This is a genomic window from Arenibacter sp. ARW7G5Y1 (assembly GCF_003201775.1).
GTDB lineage: Bacteria > Bacteroidota > Bacteroidia > Flavobacteriales > Flavobacteriaceae > Arenibacter.
Genome location: NZ_QJJZ01000008.1, coordinates 124,939 through 145,736, shown reverse-complemented (window position 1 = coordinate 145,736; position 20,798 = coordinate 124,939). Strand labels below are relative to the sequence as shown.

Genomic DNA, 20,798 nt, shown 5'->3' with positions numbered 1-20,798 from the left:
TGGCCCTGTCAAATACATGATATTTAATAATTAAAAAAAGTGTGTAGGCACACAAATATAAAAATTATAATGATATTCGCACTAAATTATACAAAAATAACAGCAAATTACATAATAAATACACAAAAGTGTGTAAGCACACACCATAGGGGTTAGTCCTATTTGTTTTTAAATAACAAGGGCAAAATGTTGAGAAGTGACTACCTTATAGCGCCTTCCTAATGGCGATAAACAAAAAAATAAATATAGAGTAAACAATAAAAAAAGGTACAATGTAATCTGCCCACCCCAAAACAAGCAATACACTTATTATTAAGAGTTGAAACCCAAGCCCAAAGGTGGAAACGGCCGTCATTAGCCAATTGGGCAAACGCCTATCGTTCGCCGCCTCCGAATCGAGATTATAGATAACAAGATCAAAGCTTCCATAAAGTATTTTATACCACCAAAACAGAACGTCCACATTCCGTTGGCGCTCCCCAAGCATTGCTACCGGGGTCCCGGATTCAAAAATCCTACTAGTAACATCCCCCTGAAACCTATTCCGTAAAATTACATAGTAATAGTTATAAAGTGTTCCTTGAAGCTGAAGCCCTAAAAATGCCAGCAACGTTAAACCAAAATCGGCCGTGGTTATCCTCCAGAGCACCAGGAATATCAGCATATTCAATACAATATCCGATACCGAATCAAAATATCGCCCGGTATAGGACGGTGTATCCTTTATCCGTGCCAACTCACCATCGGCAGCATCCAAAATAGATTTCAAAATAAGAAACAAGGCGGCATACCAATTATATCCATAATACATAAACGCAACAGCTATGACTCCTGAAATGAGGAACCCAAAAGTAACGTGGATTGGCGTAATTGGGGTTGTTTTAAGTGCGCTGGCAATACGCCTAGCTATCGGCCTCCCATAATCCGATAGGTCTAAAAACTTGTGGTCTTCCGGCAATTTAGACATTGTTCGCTTTTTTAATGGAGCATTTTTAATGACTTAGTTACCTAAATTTTAAAACAGCACACTATTTTGTTGTTATTTAAAGATACGATTAATTAAACAGGGTCTTCCGACCACTATCCAAAATCCAAGGAGTGAACCTATTGCCTGCCCTGGAAAGGGAGTGACTCCCAATAAAATTAAAATATCCGGACCGCCATCAAAACCAGTTTACCCTTCCAGAATCCCCAATTGTAATATAATATCCTTTTCGGAAATGGGGTATGGAACCCCTTCAACAAGGCACTTATACACATCCTCAAACAAATTAAGATAGGATGCCTTAGCCGATTGAATTTTTTCGATTTGTTTTTCCCCTTCCCCACCAATTGTAGTGAGCACACCATATTTATCGGCCTCTTCCAGTCCAAATAAAGGATCGCTAGGACTCATCCCCGTCAACAACTGCTGCTCTTGAATATCGGTTCGGGACTTAACAAAGGTACCTTTGGTTCCATTAAGGACAAAGGCAGCCTGTGGCTGTACCACCAACATGCTCATTGTTATAAACACCTGCACTCCCTTGGGATACAACAAATGTATATGCGCATAGTCGTCCACCTGGGTTTTAGGCCTAAACTGCCCTGTGTGCTTACTCCATTCCAAGGGGTATCCAAAAAGTGCCATGGCGGCGTCCAACAAGTGAGGGCCAAGATCGTACATGAGACCACTACCGGGTACCGGGGTTTCTTTGGCGACCTTAGGGCCAATATGATGCCGGTACCGATCGTACCGCATATGTGCTTCTACCAACGATCCAAGTTTACCGGACTCCAACACCTTTTTAACGGATAGAAAATCACTATCATATCTCCTGTTCTGATAAGGCAGAATACGACGACCCACTTTTTTTGCTACCGCAAAAAGTTCCTTAGCCTCTGAACTGCCAACACAAAATGGCTTTTCCACCAATACGTGCTTTTTAGCTTTGAGCGCTTTTAGGGCAAATTCAAAATGTGTATAATTGGGCGTATTTACCACCACCAGATCAATATCGTCATCTGCTATAAGCTGGTCAACGGTATCGTAACTAGTAATATTGGGATAACTTATGTGGGCCGATTTTTTACTTCTTTCAACAACTGCCGTCAACTCAAATCCCGGATGCCCGTACAAAAATGGGGCATGAAATAATGTGCCCGACATTCCGAATGAAAGAATACCTGTTTTTATCGTTTTTTTCGCCATAGTCAAGCTGCTTTCATTAAATCTTGTATATTTTTCCCCAACCGAAAGCGTCTTAACTACAGGGATCGCATACAGCTACCCCAAACTGGCCAGGCTTTTCTCCAAAGTTTCTATCTTGGCAAGAGCGTCCGCCTCCTTTTGCCGCTCCAAGGCAATTACCTGTTCAGGAGCGTTGTTCACAAAACGCTCGTTGGAAAGTTTCTTTCTTACCGAAACCAAAAAGCCCTGGGTATATTCCAATTCTTCCTCCAATTTTTTAATTTCCGCCCCAATATCAATGGCACCCACCATTGGAACAAAATATTCGTTGGATTTCACCCTAAACGTCAATGCTCCATCCACTGCGCTGTCTACATAATCAATAGTCGACAAATTGGTCAACTTGGCAATAACCACATCCCAATTTGGAGAAATATCCCCATCGTTCAATACCGACAGTTGAAGTGCTTCTTTCATAGGAATGTTCTTTTCCTTGCGAATCGTTCGGACTCCTGCAATTACTTCCGAGGAAAAATTGAAGCCCTCGATCAGATCCTCATCAACCGCTTGTACCCTTGGCCATTTGGCAATCACCAAAGCCTCTTCAGGGGTTCGATCTGCAATATGTTGCCAAACTTCCTCCGTTAGGAAAGGCATAAATGGGTGCAATAATTTTAAATTTTCCTCGAAAATATGGATTACCGCGTCAAATGTAACCCTATCTATAGGCTGTTGGTAGGCAGGTTTTATAATCTCCAATAACCAAGAGCTATAATCGTCCCAAACCAATTTATAAATAGCCATTAATGCATCCGAGATACGGTACTTACTAAAATGATCTTCTATTTCCGCAAGGGTTTTGTTGAATTTTGCGGTATACCATTCAATTCCCAACTTGGAAGCCTCTGGCTGTGGCAGGTCGGCCACCTCCCATCCTTTTACCAATCGGAATCCGTTCCAAATCTTATTGGCAAAGTTTTTTCCTTGTTGACATAAAGCCTCATCGAACATTAAATCATTCCCTGCTGCGGAACTCAACAACAAACCAACACGTACCCCGTCTGCGCCGTAGTCTTCTATTAATTGCAGGGCATCAGGTGAATTTCCAAGGGATTTGGACATTTTACGTCTTTGTTTATCCCGAACCAAACCGGTGAGATATACGTTTTCGAACGGTTTTTCCTGGCGGTATTCATAGCCTGAAATTATCATCCTGGCCACCCAAAAGAACAGAATATCCGGTCCGGTCACCAAATCATTGGTTGGGTAGTAATATTCTATTTCCTTATTATTGGGTTCCAAGATCCCGTTAAAAACACTTATTGGCCAGAGCCAAGAAGAGAACCAGGTGTCCAAGGCGTCTGCATCCTGTTTTAGGTCTTTCAATGATAACTTGGAATTTTTGGATTTTTTCTTGGCCAGTTCCAAGGCTGCTTCCTTGGTCTCCGCTACCACAAAATCGTCCTGACCATCCCCAAAGTAATAGGCCGGAATTTGTTGCCCCCACCATAATTGTCGGGAAATATTCCAATCCCGGATGTTTTCCATCCAATGTCGATAGGTATTTTCAAATTTCTTCGGAAACAACTTAATATCTTCATCCTCCAAAACCGCCTTTATGGCCGGTTTGGCCAATTGCTCCATACTTAAAAACCACTGATCGGACAATCTTGGCTCTATCACCGCCTTGGTTCTTTCCGAAGTACCAACTTTATTTATATGTTGCTCTGTCTTTACCAAAAATCCCTTTTCTTCCAATTCCTTGGAAATGGCCTTACGAACCTCAAAACGGTCCTTGCCCTCATAATGCAATCCAAAACTATTTAAACTTGCATCCTCGTTAAAAATATCAATGGTCTCCAGATGGTGTTTCTCCCCTAAGGCCTTGTCATTAATGTCGTGTGCCGGGGTCACTTTTAGGCAACCTGTCCCAAATTCAACATCTACATATTCATCCTCAATTATTGGGATTACCCTATTACATATAGGTACAATGGCATTTTTGCCCCTTAAATGGGCATAACGACCATCATTGGGGTTAATACATATTGCCGTATCCCCTAAAATGGTCTCAGGTCTGGTAGTGGCAATGGTTACGGTTTCATCAGAGCCTTCTATTTTATATGCTAAATAATATAATAGACCCTGTCTTTCTTCATAAATAACCTCTTCATCGGACAAGGTGGTCTTTGCCTCGGGATCCCAATTCACCATTCGGCAGCCCCTATAGATCAATCCTTTATTGAACAAATCCACAAAAACCCTGATAACAGATGCGGACATATTGTCATCCATGGTAAACTTGGTGCGTTCCCAATCACAGGAGCATCCCAATTTTTTTAATTGTTCCAAGATAACCCCACCATATTCATGGGTCCAATCCCAGGCATGCTTCAAAAATTCCTCTCGGGAAATATCCTTTTTATCTATTCCCTGTTCTTTCAATTTGGCAACCACCTTGGCCTCCGTGGCTATGGAAGCATGATCGGTTCCCGGCACCCAACAGGCATTTTTCCCCATTAAACGCGCCCTCCGTATCAAAACATCCTGTAGGGTATTGTTCAACATATGGCCCATATGCAATACTCCGGTAACATTGGGTGGCGGTATAACTATGGTATAAGGCTCCCTGTCATCGGGGATGGAATGAAAATACTTATGCTCGGTCCAATAGTCGTACCATTGGCTCTCTACCTTGTGAGGTTCATATTTTGAAGGAATTTCCATTATTTGGAACAGTTTTTGTTTACCCAATACGGGCGATTACTAAATGAGTACAAAATTAAGGTTAAACTTGAAGTAATTCTAAGGTTTTTGTCCATTTAGAAATACGAAACAAAAATAAGTAACGTTATTACATAACAAAAGAATTTTGGAGGTTGATTAAAAACATTTACTTTTGAAATTCAACAAAAACTAAAAATAATGAAAAAAATAGTACTAGTTCTATTTGTTGGTCTCTTAGGTTTTGGCCTAACCGCTCAAGAAAATGCAGCGAAAATTAATTTCAAAACGGAAACCGTTGATTATGGCGAAATCGCTAAAGGTAGTGATGGTGTGCGGGTATTTGAATTTACCAATACCGGTAATGCACCGCTAGTGATCAGCAAAGTAAGCTCTAGCTGTGGTTGTACCATTCCCAAAAAACCGGAAGGTCCAATTTTACCAGGTAAGACTGGCCAGATTCAAGTAAAATACGATACTAACAGGGTTGGACCGATCGCAAAGGCGATTACGGTAATTTCCAATGCTGACACCCCAACGAAGGTGTTGAAAATTAAAGGAAAGGTATTGCCGGCAGAAGGCAAATAATTTCCATTCATAAATACATAAAGCTTGTTAAGTCCTTTGTAGGGATTTAACAAGCTTTTTTTTTAAGGGCCTTACAAAAAACAGTTGAACAAAACCCTCCCATTTGGCAGGATTTCCAGACACCTCTTATTTGAACATATCCTTAAGAACATAAGTGATTAACATGTCCTTTTGATAACGTTCTATAAGCAACCTAACCTTCTTCCCGTCCTTTTCATTGAGCATGTGCAGGATTTGTTGAAGTTTATAGCGGTGCACCTTTTTACCATTTACAGACAGTATTACATCCCCCTCCTGCAAACCGGCTTTATGCCCAGGGCTTCCAGCACGAATACCGGAAACTATAATTTCCGGGACCATGCTTAACCTGGTGAGGTTCTCGAAGAGTATCTGCACATTCCCAAACGATTTCCCACTCCCCTTCAACACCATTCCTTTGTTCTCGGCTATACTCTCGGAAATATAACGCATCCCGTTGTGCTGGATATCTATCCCACTCATATTAAAGTCGAATGGATGGTTAAAAAGAGCATTTTTACGCAGACTCAGGGTACGGTTACCGTAGTTGAATACCAATGTAAATCTTTTCAAGACCTCTCCGCCCAAGCTACCGTTCCTATTGCCCATAGAGGTGATGGAATTAAAATACTGCAGATCAGGAAATGCAGTTTTGGCCTCCCTCAATTGAAAGCCGCCCAAATTGATGCCATCTATCTTTGTCCTTTTCCCATAAATGCTTCCACTTAGCCCTTGCCCCAGAAAATCCTCATAGTTGTTCTTCGGAATCCCCAAACCTTTATCCAAATCCTCAAAAAGCCAAACCGCATCGGAACTACCCGAATCCACCAATAATTCCACAGCTATACTCCGTTTATTCTTCATTAGCACATGACCTTGGACATAGGCTTTATTTTGAACAATGCGCAAAGGAATTGTTCGGATCTTGGAGCTTTTTTTGGGCTTGTATAAACCAGGGGCATGAAGTTTTAAATATTTGGAAGAATAATTCACCTCAACAACAAAATCCCGAAATAGGTCATAACCAATGATTCCATGGACCGGTAAACCCAACCTAGGGGAAAGATTCAATTCCGTGTCCATGACCACATAGAGCAATTGATCCTTATTGACAACATTCCCTATTTTAAAAACGTTGCCCCTAGAACTCAAAGCATCAATAGGCTCCCCATCCCCAAGGCCCTTGATGGCAATTTCGGACACATTGTTTATTTGGATGGAATCCTTATCCGACAAATTGAAAAGAATGGGCTTATTTACTCCGGAATCCAAAATAAATGAAAGTTCCGCACCATTGACCTCTATAGGGATAATAATGAGATTGTTGACCAATTCAAACTTTACCTTTTGAAACTTTTCCCCAAATGGCAATTCGAAATTTTGGGATAAGGTCAAAAAGGGAAAGCAGCAAATAAGGAAAAACATATGTCTTGGGAGAGCCATTTTATTTCCATTTAAAGTAACCTAACTCTCTAATTTACACACAAAACCCTAAACATCAGAATCATTTAACATATTAATATGGAATCAAAAAAGACTGTTTTATTGTTTTGTCCGTATTGATTTCTCATTTTTGCCTAAAATTAAAATCCATATGCCATCAATTTCAAGGAGAGGCGAAACAATGCCGGAATCTCCCATAAGAAAACTAGTTCCTTTTGCCGAAGCTGCCATAAAAAGGGGAGTCAAGATTATCCATTTAAATATTGGCCAGCCCGACATAAAAACACCTAAAGTTGCCTTGGATGCTGTTAAAAACAATACCTTGGAGGTCTTGGCCTATAGTAGAACGGAAGGTTCCGAATCCTACAGGAAAAAGATAGCCCAATATTACGCCAAGAACGACATTCATGTTGATGCGGGCAATATCATTGTCACCACAGGTGGTTCGGAAGCATTGTCCTTTGCCTTGGGAAGTATAGCCGATAATGACGACGAAATTATTATCCCCGAACCCTTTTATGCCAATTACAACGGCTTTGCCAACGCAAACGGAATAAAGGTAGTACCTGTTGTTTCCAATATTGAAAATAATTTTGCACTGCCTCCCATTGATGAATTTGAAAAACTGATAACAGCCAAGACAAGGGCCATCCTTATTTGCAATCCAGGTAATCCAACCGGCTATTTATATACCAAGGAAGAAATTAAAAAACTTGCCTCAATAGTAAAAAAACACAACCTGTTCCTGGTAGCCGATGAGGTATACCGCGAATTTATCTATGACGGCAGGGAACATTATTCCATTCTTCAGGAAAAAGGCTTGGAAGAACATGCCATCATCATAGACTCGGTTTCCAAAAGATATAGTATGTGCGGGGCGCGAATTGGATATTTGGTCTCTAAAAATAAGGAGGTGATCCAGACCGCCCTAAAATTTGCACAGGCTCGTCTTTCCCCTCCTACCTATGCGCAGATTGCAAGTGAAGCTGCCTTGGAAACCCCACAGTCCTATTTTGACGATGTAAAAAAGGAATACGAGGGGCGCAGAAACATACTGATCACAGAATTGAACAAACTTGATGGGGTGGTAGTGGCCCAGCCACAGGGTGCGTTTTACTGTATTGCCCAATTGCCAATAGACAATGCCGACACTTTTGCCCAATGGTTATTGGAGGATTTTCAATGGAATGGGGAAACCGTTATGGTAGCGCCTGCAGCAGGGTTCTACGCAACCAATGGCCTGGGAACAAACCAGATCAGAATTGCCTATGTACTGGAAAAGGACGATTTAATAAGGGCAGTTCACATACTAAAGGAGGCCTTAAATGTATATGCCCGTTAATGGAAATACAACAAGACATATCCCTTAAAAAGTACAATACTTTTGGAATAGATGCCAAGGCCAGATACTTTTGCGAAATAAATTCGATCGCCGAACTAAAAAAGGCCCTTTCACTTAAGGGATATCCCAATTTATTTGTTCTTGGGGGTGGTAGCAATATGCTCATCACAAAAGATTTGGAAAATCTGGTACTGCACATCAACTTAAAGGGAATTGAGCTAATAACCGAAAATGAGGACGAGGCTATAATAAAGGTAAGTGCGGGTGAGAATTGGCACAATATGGTATTGTGGACCTTGGACCATGGTTATGGCGGCTTGGAGAATTTATCCCTCATTCCAGGAAATACAGGTACCGCTCCAATTCAGAACATAGGCGCCTACGGTGTTGAACTTAAAGACACTTTTGTAGATTGTGAAACCATGGAAATTGCCACCGGGGAACTTGTTACCTTTACCAAAGACCAATGCCAGTTTGGCTATCGCGATTCCTATTTCAAAAGGGAAGGTCTTGGGAAGTACATAATCACTTCGGTGAGTTTTAAATTGACCAAACGCAACCATAAGCTAAATGTAGACTATGGGGCCATTGTTTCCCAATTACAGAATTGCGGCATTACCAATCCCGGGATTAAGGACGTCTCCGAGGCGGTAATTGCCATTAGAAAAAGTAAATTGCCGGACCCAAGGGAATTGGGCAACAGTGGAAGTTTCTTCAAAAACCCGGTTATAGTTAGGCAACGATTTGATAAATTTACCAAGACATATCCAGATGCCCCCTTTTATAAGGTGTCTGAAAATGAATTCAAGATTCCTGCTGGTTGGTTAATAGAGCAGTGCGGTTTTAAAGGGAAGCGGTTTGGGGATGCCGGAGTGCATACAAATCAGGCATTGGTATTGGTCAATTACGGTAATGCCTCGGGTGCGGATATAATAGCATTGGCAGAAACCATTATAGAAACGGTAGAGCAAAGGTTCGGAATTGTGATCAGCCCGGAAGTCAATATCATAAAATAACCCCTGACATATAATGCCAGGGGCTATACCAAACCAAACTAACCAAAAATTAAATGCACAGTTACCAGCTGTCCATTTATCCAATTAAAACGCTAAGTATAACAATCAATTTTATAATTTAGCGTTTGTGTATATACGAGAAGAAACAAGGTCTTGGATGATTGCCAAACATTTTTTTTTGAGAACACACTAATTCTATGAGCATATTACTGGAAAATCATATTGTTGAGCTACTTCAAGAGCGAAATGACAAAGCTATTTCCCTTCTCTATGAACACTACGGGGATACTTTATACGGTGTAGCCTACAAGGTAGTACGCGATGAGGAATTGGCCCAGGATGTTGTACAGGAAAGCTTTATCAAAATTTGGAAGAAATCGGATTCTTACGACCCTGCAAAGGCTAAATTGTTTACTTGGCTTTTTAGGATTACGCGTAATACGGCCATCGACAAATTAAGAAGTGCCAACAACAAATCCGACAAGGAAATCCAAATGGACGTTTCGGACGTATATAAATTAGGAAATGAAGGTATAATTCCCGAATTGATAGACGTTCAGGATAATTTGGATAAAATAGATTCAAAATATCAAATTGTATTGGACGCCTTGTTTTTCCAAGGAATGACCCAACAGGAAGCAAGCGAAGAATTGGACATACCACTAGGCACCATTAAATCTAGATTAAAGATAGGGCTTAGGGAATTAAAGAAGATATATGGTTCAACAATGGTCTTTGCCTGTTTACTAAGTTTGTTTATGAATTAAAGCACAACCTTGATGAATACCGGGACCTAAAAACTAAGCTGAAGTTACAGCATAGCCGACCAAATTGTGCAGCAAATAATATAGCCATGAAAGAAAAGATTAAAATATTTTTAGAAACAGACCTACTGGAGAAATATCTATTGGGCACCACTTCCCAGGAGGAGGCATTACAGGTTGAAAGGTATATAGCCATGTATCCGGAAGTAAGGAATACCTACATTGAGCTTCAGGAAAACCTTGAAATCTTTGCCAAGTTACATGCCATTAAAACTCCGGAAGGCCTTAAGGATAGAATTCAAACTAGAATCAAAAAGGAAAATTCAGGACGATCAAAATTCTTTAGGTATGCCATTGCAGCCAGTTTTGCCGCTCTGATCTTTGCAGGAGCATCCTATTTCTTTTGGAACCAAAACCAGAATTTACAGGAGGAAAATGTTATTGTCAACAATAAGATTCAGAACCTGGAAGAGAATATGCGTTTACAGTTGGAGGATGTAAGGAATCAATTTATTGTCCTTAACAATCCCAAAACGAGGCGACTTACGGTGAAAGGCAATAATAAGGCCAAGGAACTTAAGGCCGTGGCCTATGTTAACCCTGTAAAAAAGCTCTCCTATATCAATGTAAGCAAATTACCTCACCTACCGGAAAACCAATGCTACCAAATGTGGGCAGAGGTCAACGGACAAATGCTTAATCTGGGCGTAATACAGGAGGCCAGCAACAGTGAAAAACTAATGGCCCTTCCCTATGGTGAAAATGCCGTTGGATATATCACCATTGAGCCAACAGGTGGGAATTCAAAGCCTACCATAGAGAATATCGTGGCCAATATCACCTATTGAATTAAGGTCTTAAAGTAATCCTAATCCTTCTTGGGAAGGTTATAAATTTCATATCTTTGCATTAAATTATGCAGGGATATGAAATTATTATTTTTAACAATAGGGCTACTAGCACTTGCTTTTGCGGGTATTGCGATAAAAATATGGTCTAAAAAGGATGGTAAATTTGCGGGAACATGTGCCAGCCAGAGTCCCTTTTTAAACAAGGATGGAGAAGCTTGTGGCTACTGTGGAAAACTCCCTACAGAGCAGGACTGCAGAAAGGATTCCGTTACACCATAGAAACCCGCCTATTATCACCATTTACATATTCTTATCTTGGACAAATCCGAAGAACCACTTCCACAACTCATTGAAAAGGCCAAATTAGGCAGCCAAATAGCCTTCAGTGCACTATTAAACAGCTTCTGGAACGATGTCTACGGATTTCAATTGATCAGGACCAGAAACGAGAACGATGCCGAGGACATTACCATCCAGACATTTTCAAAGGCCTTTGACAAGATACATACCTTTAAAGAGGACTACGAATTTAAGACGTGGCTGATCGCCATTTCAAAAAATTTGCACATCGACCTAATTCGCAAGAGCAAAAGAAATATCCTACAGGGCAATCAGGAAAGTAGTAGCGAAGCTATTAAAAAGGTTTTGGATGATGCCCCTTCCCCCGAGGACAGTTTAATTACAGAACAAAATTTGGCCGCCTTATTGGAATACATAAAAAGGCTTAAACCGCATTACCAGGAAGTAATAAACCTAAGGTATTTTCAGGAACTGCCCTATGCCGAAATTGCCGTAAAGCTAGGCGAACCAGTGAATAATGTAAAAGTTAAATTACTAAGGGCAAAAAGGCTGCTGGCAGAAATTATAAATAACAACAGTTAATTCCGATAGTTCCACTCGTATTTAACCGAACCGCAGTTCAATTGAAGAAAGAACCGGCATACCAGGTTTTGGATGTTGGCCGATAGCTGCCCGAAACTAGTTGTTGGAGCTGGCAAAGGAAGTCTTTACTTCTGTACGAATACACCTTTCCTACTTTTGTGAATCAACCTTCAATTATCGGTCCCGTAGTTACCACCAGTATCCACACAACCTTCCTTAGCACTGAAAATCAAACCATTAAATTTAAGGGCCGCCAATTGATATTGTACCATTGGCATACTTTGCCGCCAATTGGTATTTTAACTATCTACCATTTCGTATATTTGTACAAAATTGTGGAATGAGTATCGAAACTATAGACAGTGTGATCCCGCCAAAAGGCAAACCCAAATGGTTACGGGTAAAACTTCCGACTGGCAAAAAATATACCCAGTTAAGGGGATTGGTGGACAAGTACAACCTTCACACCATTTGTACCTCGGGCAGTTGTCCAAATATGGGCGAATGTTGGGGGGAAGGTACCGCTACTTTTATGATTTTAGGCAATGTTTGCACCCGTTCCTGTGGATTTTGTGGTGTAAAAACGGGCCGACCGGAAGATGTAGATTGGGCTGAGCCGGAAAAAGTGGCCAGATCCATTAAAATAATGGATATTAAACATGCCGTTATTACTTCCGTGGATCGCGACGACCTTAAGGATATGGGATCTATAATATGGGCAGAGACCGTAAAGGCCATCCGAAGAATGAACCCCCAAACTACCCTGGAAACTTTAATTCCTGATTTTCAGGGCATCCATACCCATTTAGATCGAATCCTTGCTGTAGGACCTGAAGTTATATCGCACAATATGGAAACGGTAAAGCGACTAACACGGGAGGTCCGAATACAGGCAAAATATGAAAGAAGTCTTGGCGTACTTTCCTATTTAAAAGAGCACGGCGCCAACCGTACCAAGTCGGGAATAATGCTGGGACTTGGTGAAAGGGAAGAAGAGGTAATCCAAACCATGGAAGACCTAAGGGCGGCCAATGTAGATGTGGTTACTATTGGCCAATACCTACAGCCTTCCAAAAAACACTTGCCGGTAAAGGAGTTTATTTTACCGGACCAGTTCAAGAAATATGAAGAAATAGGCCTACAATTAGGTTTTAGGCATGTAGAAAGCGGGGCTTTGGTCCGTTCTTCCTACAAGGCACACAAACATATAAAGTAAGTACCGCTTACACCCCATATCTAGAATATCAATCCGTAATTATACGGATAAATTGGCTTGACCCTATTTATGAAACAAATTAATATTGGTATTAACGGCTTTGGTAGAATTGGCCGTACCCTATTTAGACTTCTAAGCGAACAACCCCACTTAAGGGTGGTGGCCATTAACGATTTGGCAGATGCACCTACTTTGGCCCATTTATTAAAATACGACAGCATCCACGGGGTATTTCAAAAAGAAGTATCCCACAGTGATAATTACATTATCGTAGAAAACAATAAGGTTGCCCTCTTAAACCACAAATCTCCCGAGGACACCCCTTGGTCCGAGCATCAAGTGGACATAGTTGTTGAGGCAACTGGAAAATTTAAGGAGAGGACCATTCTGGAACACCACTTAAAAAATGGGGCAAAAAAGGTTATTCTTAGTGTACCTCCAACCGAAGATGACATAAAGATGGTGGTATTCGGAATAAACCACGAAACCCTTGACCAAAGAGATGACATTATTTCCAATGCCTCCTGTACCACCAATAACGCAGCACCCATGATCAAGGTAATTCAAGATCTTTGCGGAATTGAGCAGGCATATATAACCACTATCCATTCCTATACCACAGATCAAAGTCTTCACGACCAACCGCATAAGGATTTAAGAAGGGCCAGGGCGGCCTCACAATCCATTGTTCCCACCACAACAGGGGCGGCCAAGGCCTTGACCAAAATATTCCCAGAACTATCCGATGTTATCGGAGGTTGCGGCATAAGGGTTCCCGTTCCCAATGGCTCTTTGACCGATATCACTTTTAATGTAAAAAGGCAGACCACTATAGAGGAAATAAATGATGCTTTCCTTAAAATATCGCAAAAAGAACTTAAAAACATTCTATATTACACAAAAGACCCCATAGTTTCTATTGATATAAACAATACTTACTTCTCTTGTACGTTTGATTCTCTGATGACATCTGTAATCGGCAAAATGGTTAAAATTATTGGATGGTATGATAATGAAACAGGGTACAGCAGTAGAATTGTAGATTTAATTAACTATATTATAAGTAAACGATACGTTTGAGACCAATATTCCTACATATAAAACTGAACAGAAAATTATGGCTCCTAACGGCTTTATTCTTTTTTTGCTTTGGCCATTCCTATACTCAGGAAAACAAGGCTTCAGGGAAGGACATAGAATTTTATTTTGACAAAGCGAGGGAAATGGGCAATAAGAATCAAATAGAACCCGCCCTTGAGGACTTGAATATTGCAATGGAGATTGCCTTCAAGAACAATGACCAAAAGGCTCTCATAGACACTTATCACAAATTCGCCATATTGTATTTACAACTGCAAAAGGACGATAGCGCGGAGTATTATGCGGACCGATCGAAATCCCTTTTAAAGGATATTTCCTATCCCTATGGAGAAGCTACCCATAAATATATAGATGCCATTATTGCCTATAGGGACGGTAAAAATTTCTTGGCAATTTCCATGCTGAACGAGGCCAAACAGATCAATAACGACAGGAATTTACTGAACAATATCCTTTTTGTAGAGGGAATTATTTTCCTAAACCTGGAAAAATACGAAAGTGCCACAAAAAATTTCAATGCCCTCGCCGTAAATACGGATATTTACGAAAAGGACTACCTAGCGGCCAAAGCCCACATTAAATTGGCCGAGATCTATAATAAAACAGAAAATTACGAGGAGAGCATTAAAAATGCACAGAGTGCCTTAAAATTGGCCAAGGCGAACAATTTTTACCTGGAAGTACTTCAGGCCAATGAGCTGCTAACAGTGACCAATGAAAAACTTGGCTTTTTTGAATCGGCCCTATCCTACAACAGGAATCTAGTAAACCTCAAGGACTCTATATTTACCCTTGGAAAAATTTTGGCGGAAACCAAAACGGCCGACAATATCCAGACTAAATTCATGAAGGATGAAATCGGTCGGCAGGAGGCTAAGATAGAAGAACTTAACCAATCCAAAAACAGAACGGAAATAACGGCTATTTTAACCGCTGCCTTTCTTATAGTAATCTCCATATTGGCAATTTCCCTGTACCGCAACAATCAGATCAAATTAAAGACCAACGATCTACTACATACAAAAAATAACGAATTACAGGCCGCAAGGGATGCTGCTGTAATGGCTATGGAAGCCAAGACCAACTTCCTTTCCACGGTTAGCCACGAATTGCGAACGCCGCTTTATGCTGTTACCGGGCTAACACATTTATTACTTGAGGAAAACCCAAGTGAAAATCAAAAAGAACACCTAAAATCGTTGAAGTTTTCTGGTGATTACCTATTGAATTTCATCAATGACATTCTTCAGATCAACAAAATAGACGCAGATAAACTGGAAGCCCTGCAGATCGATTTCAATCTTAAAAAGATCCTCTCCGAAGTCATAAATTCCCTTCATCAAAGTGCCAAGGCCAACAAAACAAAAATTGAACTGGAATTTGACGAGAATATTCCATCCCACCTATTGGGAGATCCACTTAAACTTTCCCAAATCTTTATAAACCTTATAGGCAATGGTATAAAATTTACCAAAGGGGGACAGGTGACCGTTATAGCCAGGCTCGCTAAAAAAGTGGAAGAGAACCTGACCATTTATTTTGAAGTAAAGGATAATGGTATTGGTATTGACAAAGAAAGACAGCTTACCATTTTTGACAGCTTTGAACAGGGCTCTATCCAAATTAACAGGGAATATGGAGGTACCGGTCTGGGGTTGACCATTGTTAAAAGCCTATTGGGACTATTTGGCAGTAAAATTGGGCTTAAGAGTGAAAAAGGCAAAGGAAGTTCCTTTTTCTTTGAATTGGATCTTAAAAGTAAGGATGACCTTATTGATGATATCCCCTTCGAAATTACCGAGGTGGAATATGATTTTGCCGGACTCCATATATTGATTGTGGAGGATAACAAAATCAATCAGGTGATTACAAAGAAAATGCTGAACAAGAAGGAAATTACCTGTGATATTGCCAACAATGGCCTGGAGGCTGTGGCCATGGTCCGCAAAACCGATTACGACTGTATCCTAATGGATATCCATATGCCTGGTATCAGCGGGGAAGAAGCCACTATAGAAATAAGAAAATTCAATAGATTGGTGCCCATTATAGCTCTAACAGCGATTTCCTTGGATGACAGTCTGGAGAGTTTTTATGCCGCAGGATGTAATGACGTTGTTACCAAACCTTTTAAACCGGAGGTATTCTACGCCAAAATTGGAGAGAACATCTTTGATGTGAAAAAAAAAATTGAGGCCTAGGGGGCACTAAGGTTTTCATTCATTAAATGCAATAGTACCTCTTCGCCCCTATTCATAAATTTGTGACTTATCCCAATATAACATAGGTTTTTTATTTTGCCTTCCAGCCTCACATAATCCTTTTCGGTGGTTAGTACCATTTCCTTTGTATTGAACAAAGCAATTTCCTTCTTTGTAAAAAAATGGTGGTCAGGGTATGCCAAATGCTCAAAATCAATCCCTTGAACGTTTAGGAAGCTTTCCAACTGCTTTGGATTGGCTATTCCTGTCACCAAGGTCAATTTTTTACCTTTAAGTTCGTCCAAGCCCATCTCCCCCAAACTACCTTTTAAAGTAGTTTCATACTCCAAGAAGCTAAAGACCACTTTCTGTCCTGGCCCGGGATTCAATTTTTTTCGGATTGCCCCTTGCTCCTCCATACTCAAATTAGATGGGCACTTGGTAACTACAATTATATTGGCCCGCTTTGCTTCCCGTTTGCTATCCCTCAAATTCCCACTAGGCAAATACCAATCATCCACATATAAATTGGAATAGGAGGTTAATAGCACATAGTGGTCACATCTTACTTTTCTATGCTGAAAGGCATCATCCAACAAGATAATATCGGGTGCCACCGTTTGCTCCAAATTGGCAATACCACGTTGCCTGTCCGCATCCACAGCAACAGTGGCCTTGGGAAATTTTTTGTGGATCTGAAAGGGTTCGTCCCCTAAATCGGCAACACCTACCCCAGGTTTCGCCAACAAATAACCTTTGGATTTCCGGCCATAACCCCTACTTAATACCGCTATTCTTTCTTGCTCCTTAACATTGGCCACAAAAAATTCTATCATTGGGGTTTTGCCGGTTCCCCCTACACTCAGATTCCCAACACATATAGTATTGGTTTTAAAGGTTTTGGAAGGAAAGACCCCCAAGTTGTACAGATAATTGCGCAGATATACCACCAGGGCATATATCAGTGAAATGGGAAAACTTAATTTTCTTAGTAGCTGCATTAGAACGAAAATATAATATTTTATCTTTGGAAGACCATAAATTTTAAAAATGATCATAAAACAAGTTATAGATACCCTGGAGGAATTGGCGCCACTGAATTATGCCGAAGATTTTGACAATGTGGGACTTTTGGTGGGGAATGCAAATAATAAGCTAAGCGGTATCCTGGTAACATTGGACACCTTGGAAAATGTAGTAGAGGAAGCTGTAGCCAAAAAATGCAATCTAATTGTTAGTTTCCATCCCATTATTTTTGGGGGCTTAAAGAAAATAACCGGCTCCAATTATGTTCAAAGGGTCGTAATAAAGGCCATTAAACACGATATAGCCATATACAGTATGCATACGGCCCTTGACAATAGCCATAAAGGGGTCAATGCCAAAATATGTGAGGTCTTGGGACTGCAAAATACAAACGTTCTAATCCCACAGGCGGGCACTATTAAAAAATTGACCACCTATGTCCCCCAAGAAAATGCCAACGCCCTTAAAACCGCTCTGTTCCATGCCGGAGCAGGCCATATTGGCAATTACAGCAACTGCAGTTTTACCGTGGACGGAACCGGGAGCTACCAAGCCAATGCCGGGGCCAATCCATATTTAGGTAAAATTGGGGAGACCCATTATGAGAAAGAATCCCAGATAAGCATTACCTACAGTAAGTCCCATGAAGCAAAAATTTTAAAGGCCCTTTTTAGCAACCACCCCTACGAGGAGGTTGCCTATGAGATACAAACTTTGGAAAATAAAAACCAAAATATTGGGATGGGTATGGTAGGAAATCTGGAAAAATCAATGGACGAGCCCGGATTTTTCGAATTTTTGAAGAAAAAAATGAATGTTTCCTGCATAAGACACTCAGATTTTCTAGAAAAAAAAATAGAGAAAGTTGCCGTTTTGGGAGGAAGTGGCTCCTTTGCCATATCGGCGGCAATAGCGGCCAATGCTGATGTTTTTATAACATCGGACTTAAAATACCATCAATTCTATGAAGCGGAAGGCAAAATACTTTTGGCAGATATTGGGCACTATGAAACCGAGCAGTTTACAAAAAATCTCTTAGTTGATTATCTTACGAAAAAAATTCCTAATTTTGCAGTCTCTTTATCGGAGAGCAAAACAAATCCCATCAAGTATTTTTAAATATGGCAACAAAGACAGAAACAACAGTAGAAGAAAAGTTAAGAGCACTATATGATCTGCAACTAATTGATTCTAGAGTTGATGAGATAAGAAATGTTAGAGGAGAACTTCCTCTAGAAGTAGAAGACTTGGAAGACGAGGTACTTGGCCTTAAAACAAGAATGGATAAGCTTAAAACCGATGTTGAAACCATTAACTACGAGATAGGCGCCAAGAAAAATCTTATTGATGAGGCCAAAGTCTTGATCAAAAAATATGCGGAACAACAAAAGAATGTCCGTAATAGCAGGGAATTTAATTCATTGACCAAGGAAGTGGAATTCCAGGAACTGGAAATTCAGTTGGCCGATAAAAATATAAAGGAATTCAAAGCCCAGATAGAGCAGAAAAAAGAGGTTATTGCCGCTACCAAAGAACGATTGACCGAAAGGGAATTGCATCTTAAGCACAAAAAAGGGGAATTGAACGCTATTTTGGCCGAAACGGAAAAGGAAGAAAAAGCCCTTTTGAAAAAATCCGAAGAGTATCAATCCCAGATTGAAGAGCGATTGGTAAAGGCCTACAATAGAATCCGAAACAACGTAAAAAACGGTTTGGCTGTAGTTCCTATTGAAAGAGGTGCTTCAGGTGGATCTTTCTTTACCATTCCACCGCAAGTTCAGGTGGAGATTGCTTCCCGCAAAAAAATCATAAGCGACGAACACAGTGGAAGAATTTTGGTAGACCCGGTTTTGGCCGAGGAGGAACAAGAGAAAATGCAAAAGCTTTTTTCTAAATTATAGTAAAAGCCACCAATAAAAAACAAAAGCCATCTTTCCAAGATGGCTTTTGTTTTTTCTATACTTCGTACTTCTCCTTCCCATCCAAAAGACTTAATATCTTTTGGTCTACCTCCACACTGTCCCAAATCTCATCTATATTGGGGATTTGCATTATTTGCTTCATTATTTCTTCCTGTGCATCCCCATTGGCCAAAGCTTCCACATAGGGCTTATTTGAAAACGTTACCCGCGAATAGGCAGGAACCCATTTATCCGGGTATTTTTTGGCAAAGCGTTTTTCAATCTTTTTCTGCAAGATAAAATTGGGGTCGGCCGTCATACTGCTCATTTCCACAAAATTGCGGTAACTGAGCTCTGCTATGGCGTCGGCGTTGGGCTTGCGTTCTGTTTGATAGGTACTAAAGATCTGTTCCCAATCGTCCCCGTATTGAGCAATAATCTTGTTAAGGGCATGAATATCCTCAAAGCCCGCATTCATTCCCTGCCCATAAAATGGCACAATGGCATGGGCCGAATCGCCAACCAGAGCCACTTTATCCCAATACGTCCATGGGTAGCACTTAATGGTCACCAAGGCACTGGTGGGGTTATTGAAGAAATCTGTGGTCAAGTCCTCAATTGCCGGGGTAACATCCGGAAAATTGGTATTAAAAAAGGCTTTGGCCTCTTCCTTGGTATTTATCTTCTCAAAGGAAACCTCCCCTTCAAAAGGAAGGAACAGCGTACAGGTAAAACTACCGTCCAAATTGGGCATGGCTATAAACATAAACTTCCCCCTTGGCCAAATATGAAAGGAGTGTTTGTCCAATTTATGGGTACCATCCCCATTGGCCGGAATAGTAAGCTCCTTATAGCCTACATCTATAAATTCCTGAACGTAATTAAACCTACTTCTTCGTTGCATTTTGTGCCTAACCCTGGAAAAAGCGCCGTCACAGCCAAAAACTATATCGTAATGATATTCCTTCCATTTCCCCCTCTCCGTTGCGCCAGTATATATTTTACCTTCGGAAAGATCTACATCCCATACCTTTTCCTCAAAACGAAAAAGGACCCCTGCCTCTTCGGCCAGATCAATCATTCTCCTATTTAACACACCCCGTGAAATAGACCAGATGGCCTCTCCTTCCTTTCCGTATTTTTGATAATACTCTGGCTGGCCCACAACATGAATGGCTCGTTTGTCCAAGGGAATGGCAATTTTTTTTACTTCATTTTCTATACCCACCTCCCTCAAGGCCGTCCAACCCCTATTGCTCATCGCCAAGTTGATGGATCTTCCGGAAAACTCAACATTTCGGATATCGGGTCTCCGATCGTAAACCGTTATTTGGTGGCCTAACTTCCGTAGGTAAATTGCCAAAAGGGATCCTACCAATCCTGAACCGATAATAGCAATTTTTTTAGGAGTTTGTGTCATACTGATTTTAATAGGGAAAAGTAAATGTTAAAGTAATAAATGTAATAAAATAAAGTAACTTAGATATAGAAGGGGCAAAAACATCACATAATGTCCACAGTGGTTACACGCAGGCGCCAAACCTAACCTCAGATC

At 40.7% G+C, this 20,798-nt stretch carries 18 protein-coding genes; 12 read left to right on the top strand and 6 right to left on the bottom strand.

Going from position 1 to position 20,798, the window contains the following annotated elements:
• Nucleotides 1–205: 205 nt before the first annotated feature.
• The 3 genes from C7972_RS13050 to C7972_RS13040 all read right to left on the bottom strand — a co-directional run bounded on the left by C7972_RS13050 (nt 206) and on the right by C7972_RS13040 (nt 4,897).
• Nucleotides 206–967, bottom strand: a complete 762-nt coding sequence (locus tag C7972_RS13050; RefSeq protein WP_110356622.1) for a CDP-alcohol phosphatidyltransferase family protein — start codon at nt 965–967, stop codon at nt 206–208.
• 207 nt (nt 968–1,174) lie between these two features.
• Nucleotides 1,175–2,191: a Gfo/Idh/MocA family oxidoreductase gene (locus C7972_RS13045; RefSeq protein ID WP_110356621.1), complete on the bottom strand. Its 1,017-nt coding sequence runs from the start codon at nt 2,189–2,191 to the stop codon at nt 1,175–1,177.
• Nucleotides 2,192–2,266: 75 nt separating this feature from the next.
• A complete protein-coding gene (locus C7972_RS13040) occupies nt 2,267–4,897 on the bottom strand; it encodes a valine--tRNA ligase (protein WP_110356620.1) in 2,631 nt (876 codons plus the stop codon).
• A gap of 198 nt (nt 4,898–5,095) precedes the next feature.
• On the opposite strand from C7972_RS13040, the gene C7972_RS13035 reads away from it, so the two are divergent.
• The gene (locus C7972_RS13035) at nt 5,096–5,482 is read left to right on the top strand and encodes a DUF1573 domain-containing protein (protein WP_110356619.1); all 387 of its coding nucleotides are present in this window, start codon (nt 5,096–5,098) and stop codon (nt 5,480–5,482) included.
• Between the two features lie 126 nt (nt 5,483–5,608).
• On the opposite strand, the gene C7972_RS13030 is transcribed toward C7972_RS13035, so the two are convergent.
• The gene (locus tag C7972_RS13030; RefSeq protein WP_110356618.1) at nt 5,609–6,943 is read right to left on the bottom strand and encodes an aspartyl protease family protein; all 1,335 of its coding nucleotides are present in this window, start codon (nt 6,941–6,943) and stop codon (nt 5,609–5,611) included.
• Between the two features lie 151 nt (nt 6,944–7,094).
• Here C7972_RS13030 and C7972_RS13025 point away from each other — a divergent pair, with 151 nt between their 5' ends.
• From C7972_RS13025 to C7972_RS12985, 9 genes are all read left to right on the top strand, one after another.
• A complete protein-coding gene (locus C7972_RS13025) occupies nt 7,095–8,285 on the top strand; it encodes a pyridoxal phosphate-dependent aminotransferase (protein WP_110356617.1) in 1,191 nt (396 codons plus the stop codon).
• On the top strand, nt 8,285–9,301 hold the full coding sequence (gene murB, locus C7972_RS13020; RefSeq protein WP_110356616.1) for a UDP-N-acetylmuramate dehydrogenase: 1,017 nt from the start codon (nt 8,285–8,287) through the stop codon (nt 9,299–9,301). Before C7972_RS13025 ends, murB begins: the two co-directional genes overlap by 1 nt.
• 197 nt (nt 9,302–9,498) lie before the next feature.
• Complete coding sequence (locus C7972_RS13015) at nt 9,499–10,068, top strand: RNA polymerase sigma factor (protein WP_110356615.1); 570 nt, start codon at nt 9,499–9,501, stop codon at nt 10,066–10,068.
• Nucleotides 10,069–10,154: 86 nt separating this feature from the next.
• Nucleotides 10,155–10,913 (top strand): anti-sigma factor domain-containing protein, encoded by a 759-nt coding sequence (locus tag C7972_RS13010; RefSeq protein WP_110356614.1) that lies wholly within the window; start codon nt 10,155–10,157, stop codon nt 10,911–10,913.
• Between the two features lie 78 nt (nt 10,914–10,991).
• A complete protein-coding gene (locus C7972_RS13005; RefSeq protein WP_110356613.1) occupies nt 10,992–11,195 on the top strand; it encodes a membrane or secreted protein in 204 nt (67 codons plus the stop codon).
• Nucleotides 11,196–11,231: 36 nt separating this feature from the next.
• Nucleotides 11,232–11,798: an RNA polymerase sigma factor gene (locus C7972_RS13000; RefSeq protein ID WP_110356612.1), complete on the top strand. Its 567-nt coding sequence runs from the start codon at nt 11,232–11,234 to the stop codon at nt 11,796–11,798.
• Nucleotides 11,799–12,138: 340 nt separating this feature from the next.
• Entirely contained in the window at nt 12,139–13,014 is an 876-nt protein-coding gene (gene lipA, locus C7972_RS12995; RefSeq protein ID WP_110356699.1) for a lipoyl synthase, read from the top strand.
• Between the two features lie 69 nt (nt 13,015–13,083).
• The gene (gene gap / locus C7972_RS12990) at nt 13,084–14,094 is read left to right on the top strand and encodes a type I glyceraldehyde-3-phosphate dehydrogenase (protein WP_110356611.1); all 1,011 of its coding nucleotides are present in this window, start codon (nt 13,084–13,086) and stop codon (nt 14,092–14,094) included.
• A complete protein-coding gene (locus C7972_RS12985; protein ID WP_110356610.1) occupies nt 14,091–16,316 on the top strand; it encodes a response regulator in 2,226 nt (741 codons plus the stop codon). Before gap ends, C7972_RS12985 begins: the two co-directional genes overlap by 4 nt.
• Here C7972_RS12985 and lpxK read toward each other — a convergent pair.
• Nucleotides 16,313–17,317 carry a tetraacyldisaccharide 4'-kinase gene (gene lpxK / locus C7972_RS12980; RefSeq protein ID WP_110356698.1) on the bottom strand — a complete coding sequence of 335 codons (1,005 nt, stop codon included), beginning with the start codon at nt 17,315–17,317 and terminating at the stop codon, nt 16,313–16,315. The two genes, C7972_RS12985 and lpxK, sit on opposite strands and share 4 nt — an antisense overlap.
• A gap of 49 nt (nt 17,318–17,366) precedes the next feature.
• Here lpxK and C7972_RS12975 point away from each other — a divergent pair, with 49 nt between their 5' ends.
• Complete coding sequence (locus tag C7972_RS12975) at nt 17,367–18,461, top strand: Nif3-like dinuclear metal center hexameric protein (RefSeq protein WP_110356609.1); 1,095 nt, start codon at nt 17,367–17,369, stop codon at nt 18,459–18,461.
• A 2-nt stretch (nt 18,462–18,463) separates the two neighbouring features.
• Nucleotides 18,464–19,243: a zinc ribbon domain-containing protein gene (locus C7972_RS12970; protein WP_110356608.1), complete on the top strand. Its 780-nt coding sequence runs from the start codon at nt 18,464–18,466 to the stop codon at nt 19,241–19,243.
• A gap of 55 nt (nt 19,244–19,298) precedes the next feature.
• Here C7972_RS12970 and C7972_RS12965 read toward each other — a convergent pair whose 3' ends face one another.
• Complete coding sequence (locus C7972_RS12965; RefSeq protein ID WP_110356607.1) at nt 19,299–20,663, bottom strand: NAD(P)/FAD-dependent oxidoreductase; 1,365 nt, start codon at nt 20,661–20,663, stop codon at nt 19,299–19,301.
• Between the last annotated feature and the right edge of the window lie 135 nt (nt 20,664–20,798).

Coding starts and splice junctions, on each gene's coding strand:
- gap (WP_110356611.1), top strand. CDS start 13,084: ATGAAACAAATTAATATTGGTATTAACGGCTTTGGTAGAATTGGCCGT.
- lipA (WP_110356699.1), top strand. CDS start 12,139: ATGAGTATCGAAACTATAGACAGTGTGATCCCGCCAAAAGGCAAACCC.
- C7972_RS12975 (WP_110356609.1), top strand. CDS start 17,367: ATGATCATAAAACAAGTTATAGATACCCTGGAGGAATTGGCGCCACTG.
- C7972_RS13025 (WP_110356617.1), top strand. CDS start 7,095: ATGCCATCAATTTCAAGGAGAGGCGAAACAATGCCGGAATCTCCCATA.
- C7972_RS13045 (WP_110356621.1), bottom strand. CDS start 2,191: ATGGCGAAAAAAACGATAAAAACAGGTATTCTTTCATTCGGAATGTCG.
- C7972_RS13015 (WP_110356615.1), top strand. CDS start 9,499: ATGAGCATATTACTGGAAAATCATATTGTTGAGCTACTTCAAGAGCGA.
- C7972_RS12970 (WP_110356608.1), top strand. CDS start 18,464: ATGGCAACAAAGACAGAAACAACAGTAGAAGAAAAGTTAAGAGCACTA.
- C7972_RS13040 (WP_110356620.1), bottom strand. CDS start 4,897: ATGGAAATTCCTTCAAAATATGAACCTCACAAGGTAGAGAGCCAATGG.
- C7972_RS13010 (WP_110356614.1), top strand. CDS start 10,155: ATGAAAGAAAAGATTAAAATATTTTTAGAAACAGACCTACTGGAGAAA.
- C7972_RS13035 (WP_110356619.1), top strand. CDS start 5,096: ATGAAAAAAATAGTACTAGTTCTATTTGTTGGTCTCTTAGGTTTTGGC.
- C7972_RS13030 (WP_110356618.1), bottom strand. CDS start 6,943: ATGGCTCTCCCAAGACATATGTTTTTCCTTATTTGCTGCTTTCCCTTT.
- C7972_RS13005 (WP_110356613.1), top strand. CDS start 10,992: ATGAAATTATTATTTTTAACAATAGGGCTACTAGCACTTGCTTTTGCG.
- lpxK (WP_110356698.1), bottom strand. CDS start 17,317: ATGCAGCTACTAAGAAAATTAAGTTTTCCCATTTCACTGATATATGCC.
- murB (WP_110356616.1), top strand. CDS start 8,285: ATGGAAATACAACAAGACATATCCCTTAAAAAGTACAATACTTTTGGA.
- C7972_RS13050 (WP_110356622.1), bottom strand. CDS start 967: ATGTCTAAATTGCCGGAAGACCACAAGTTTTTAGACCTATCGGATTAT.
- C7972_RS12965 (WP_110356607.1), bottom strand. CDS start 20,663: ATGACACAAACTCCTAAAAAAATTGCTATTATCGGTTCAGGATTGGTA.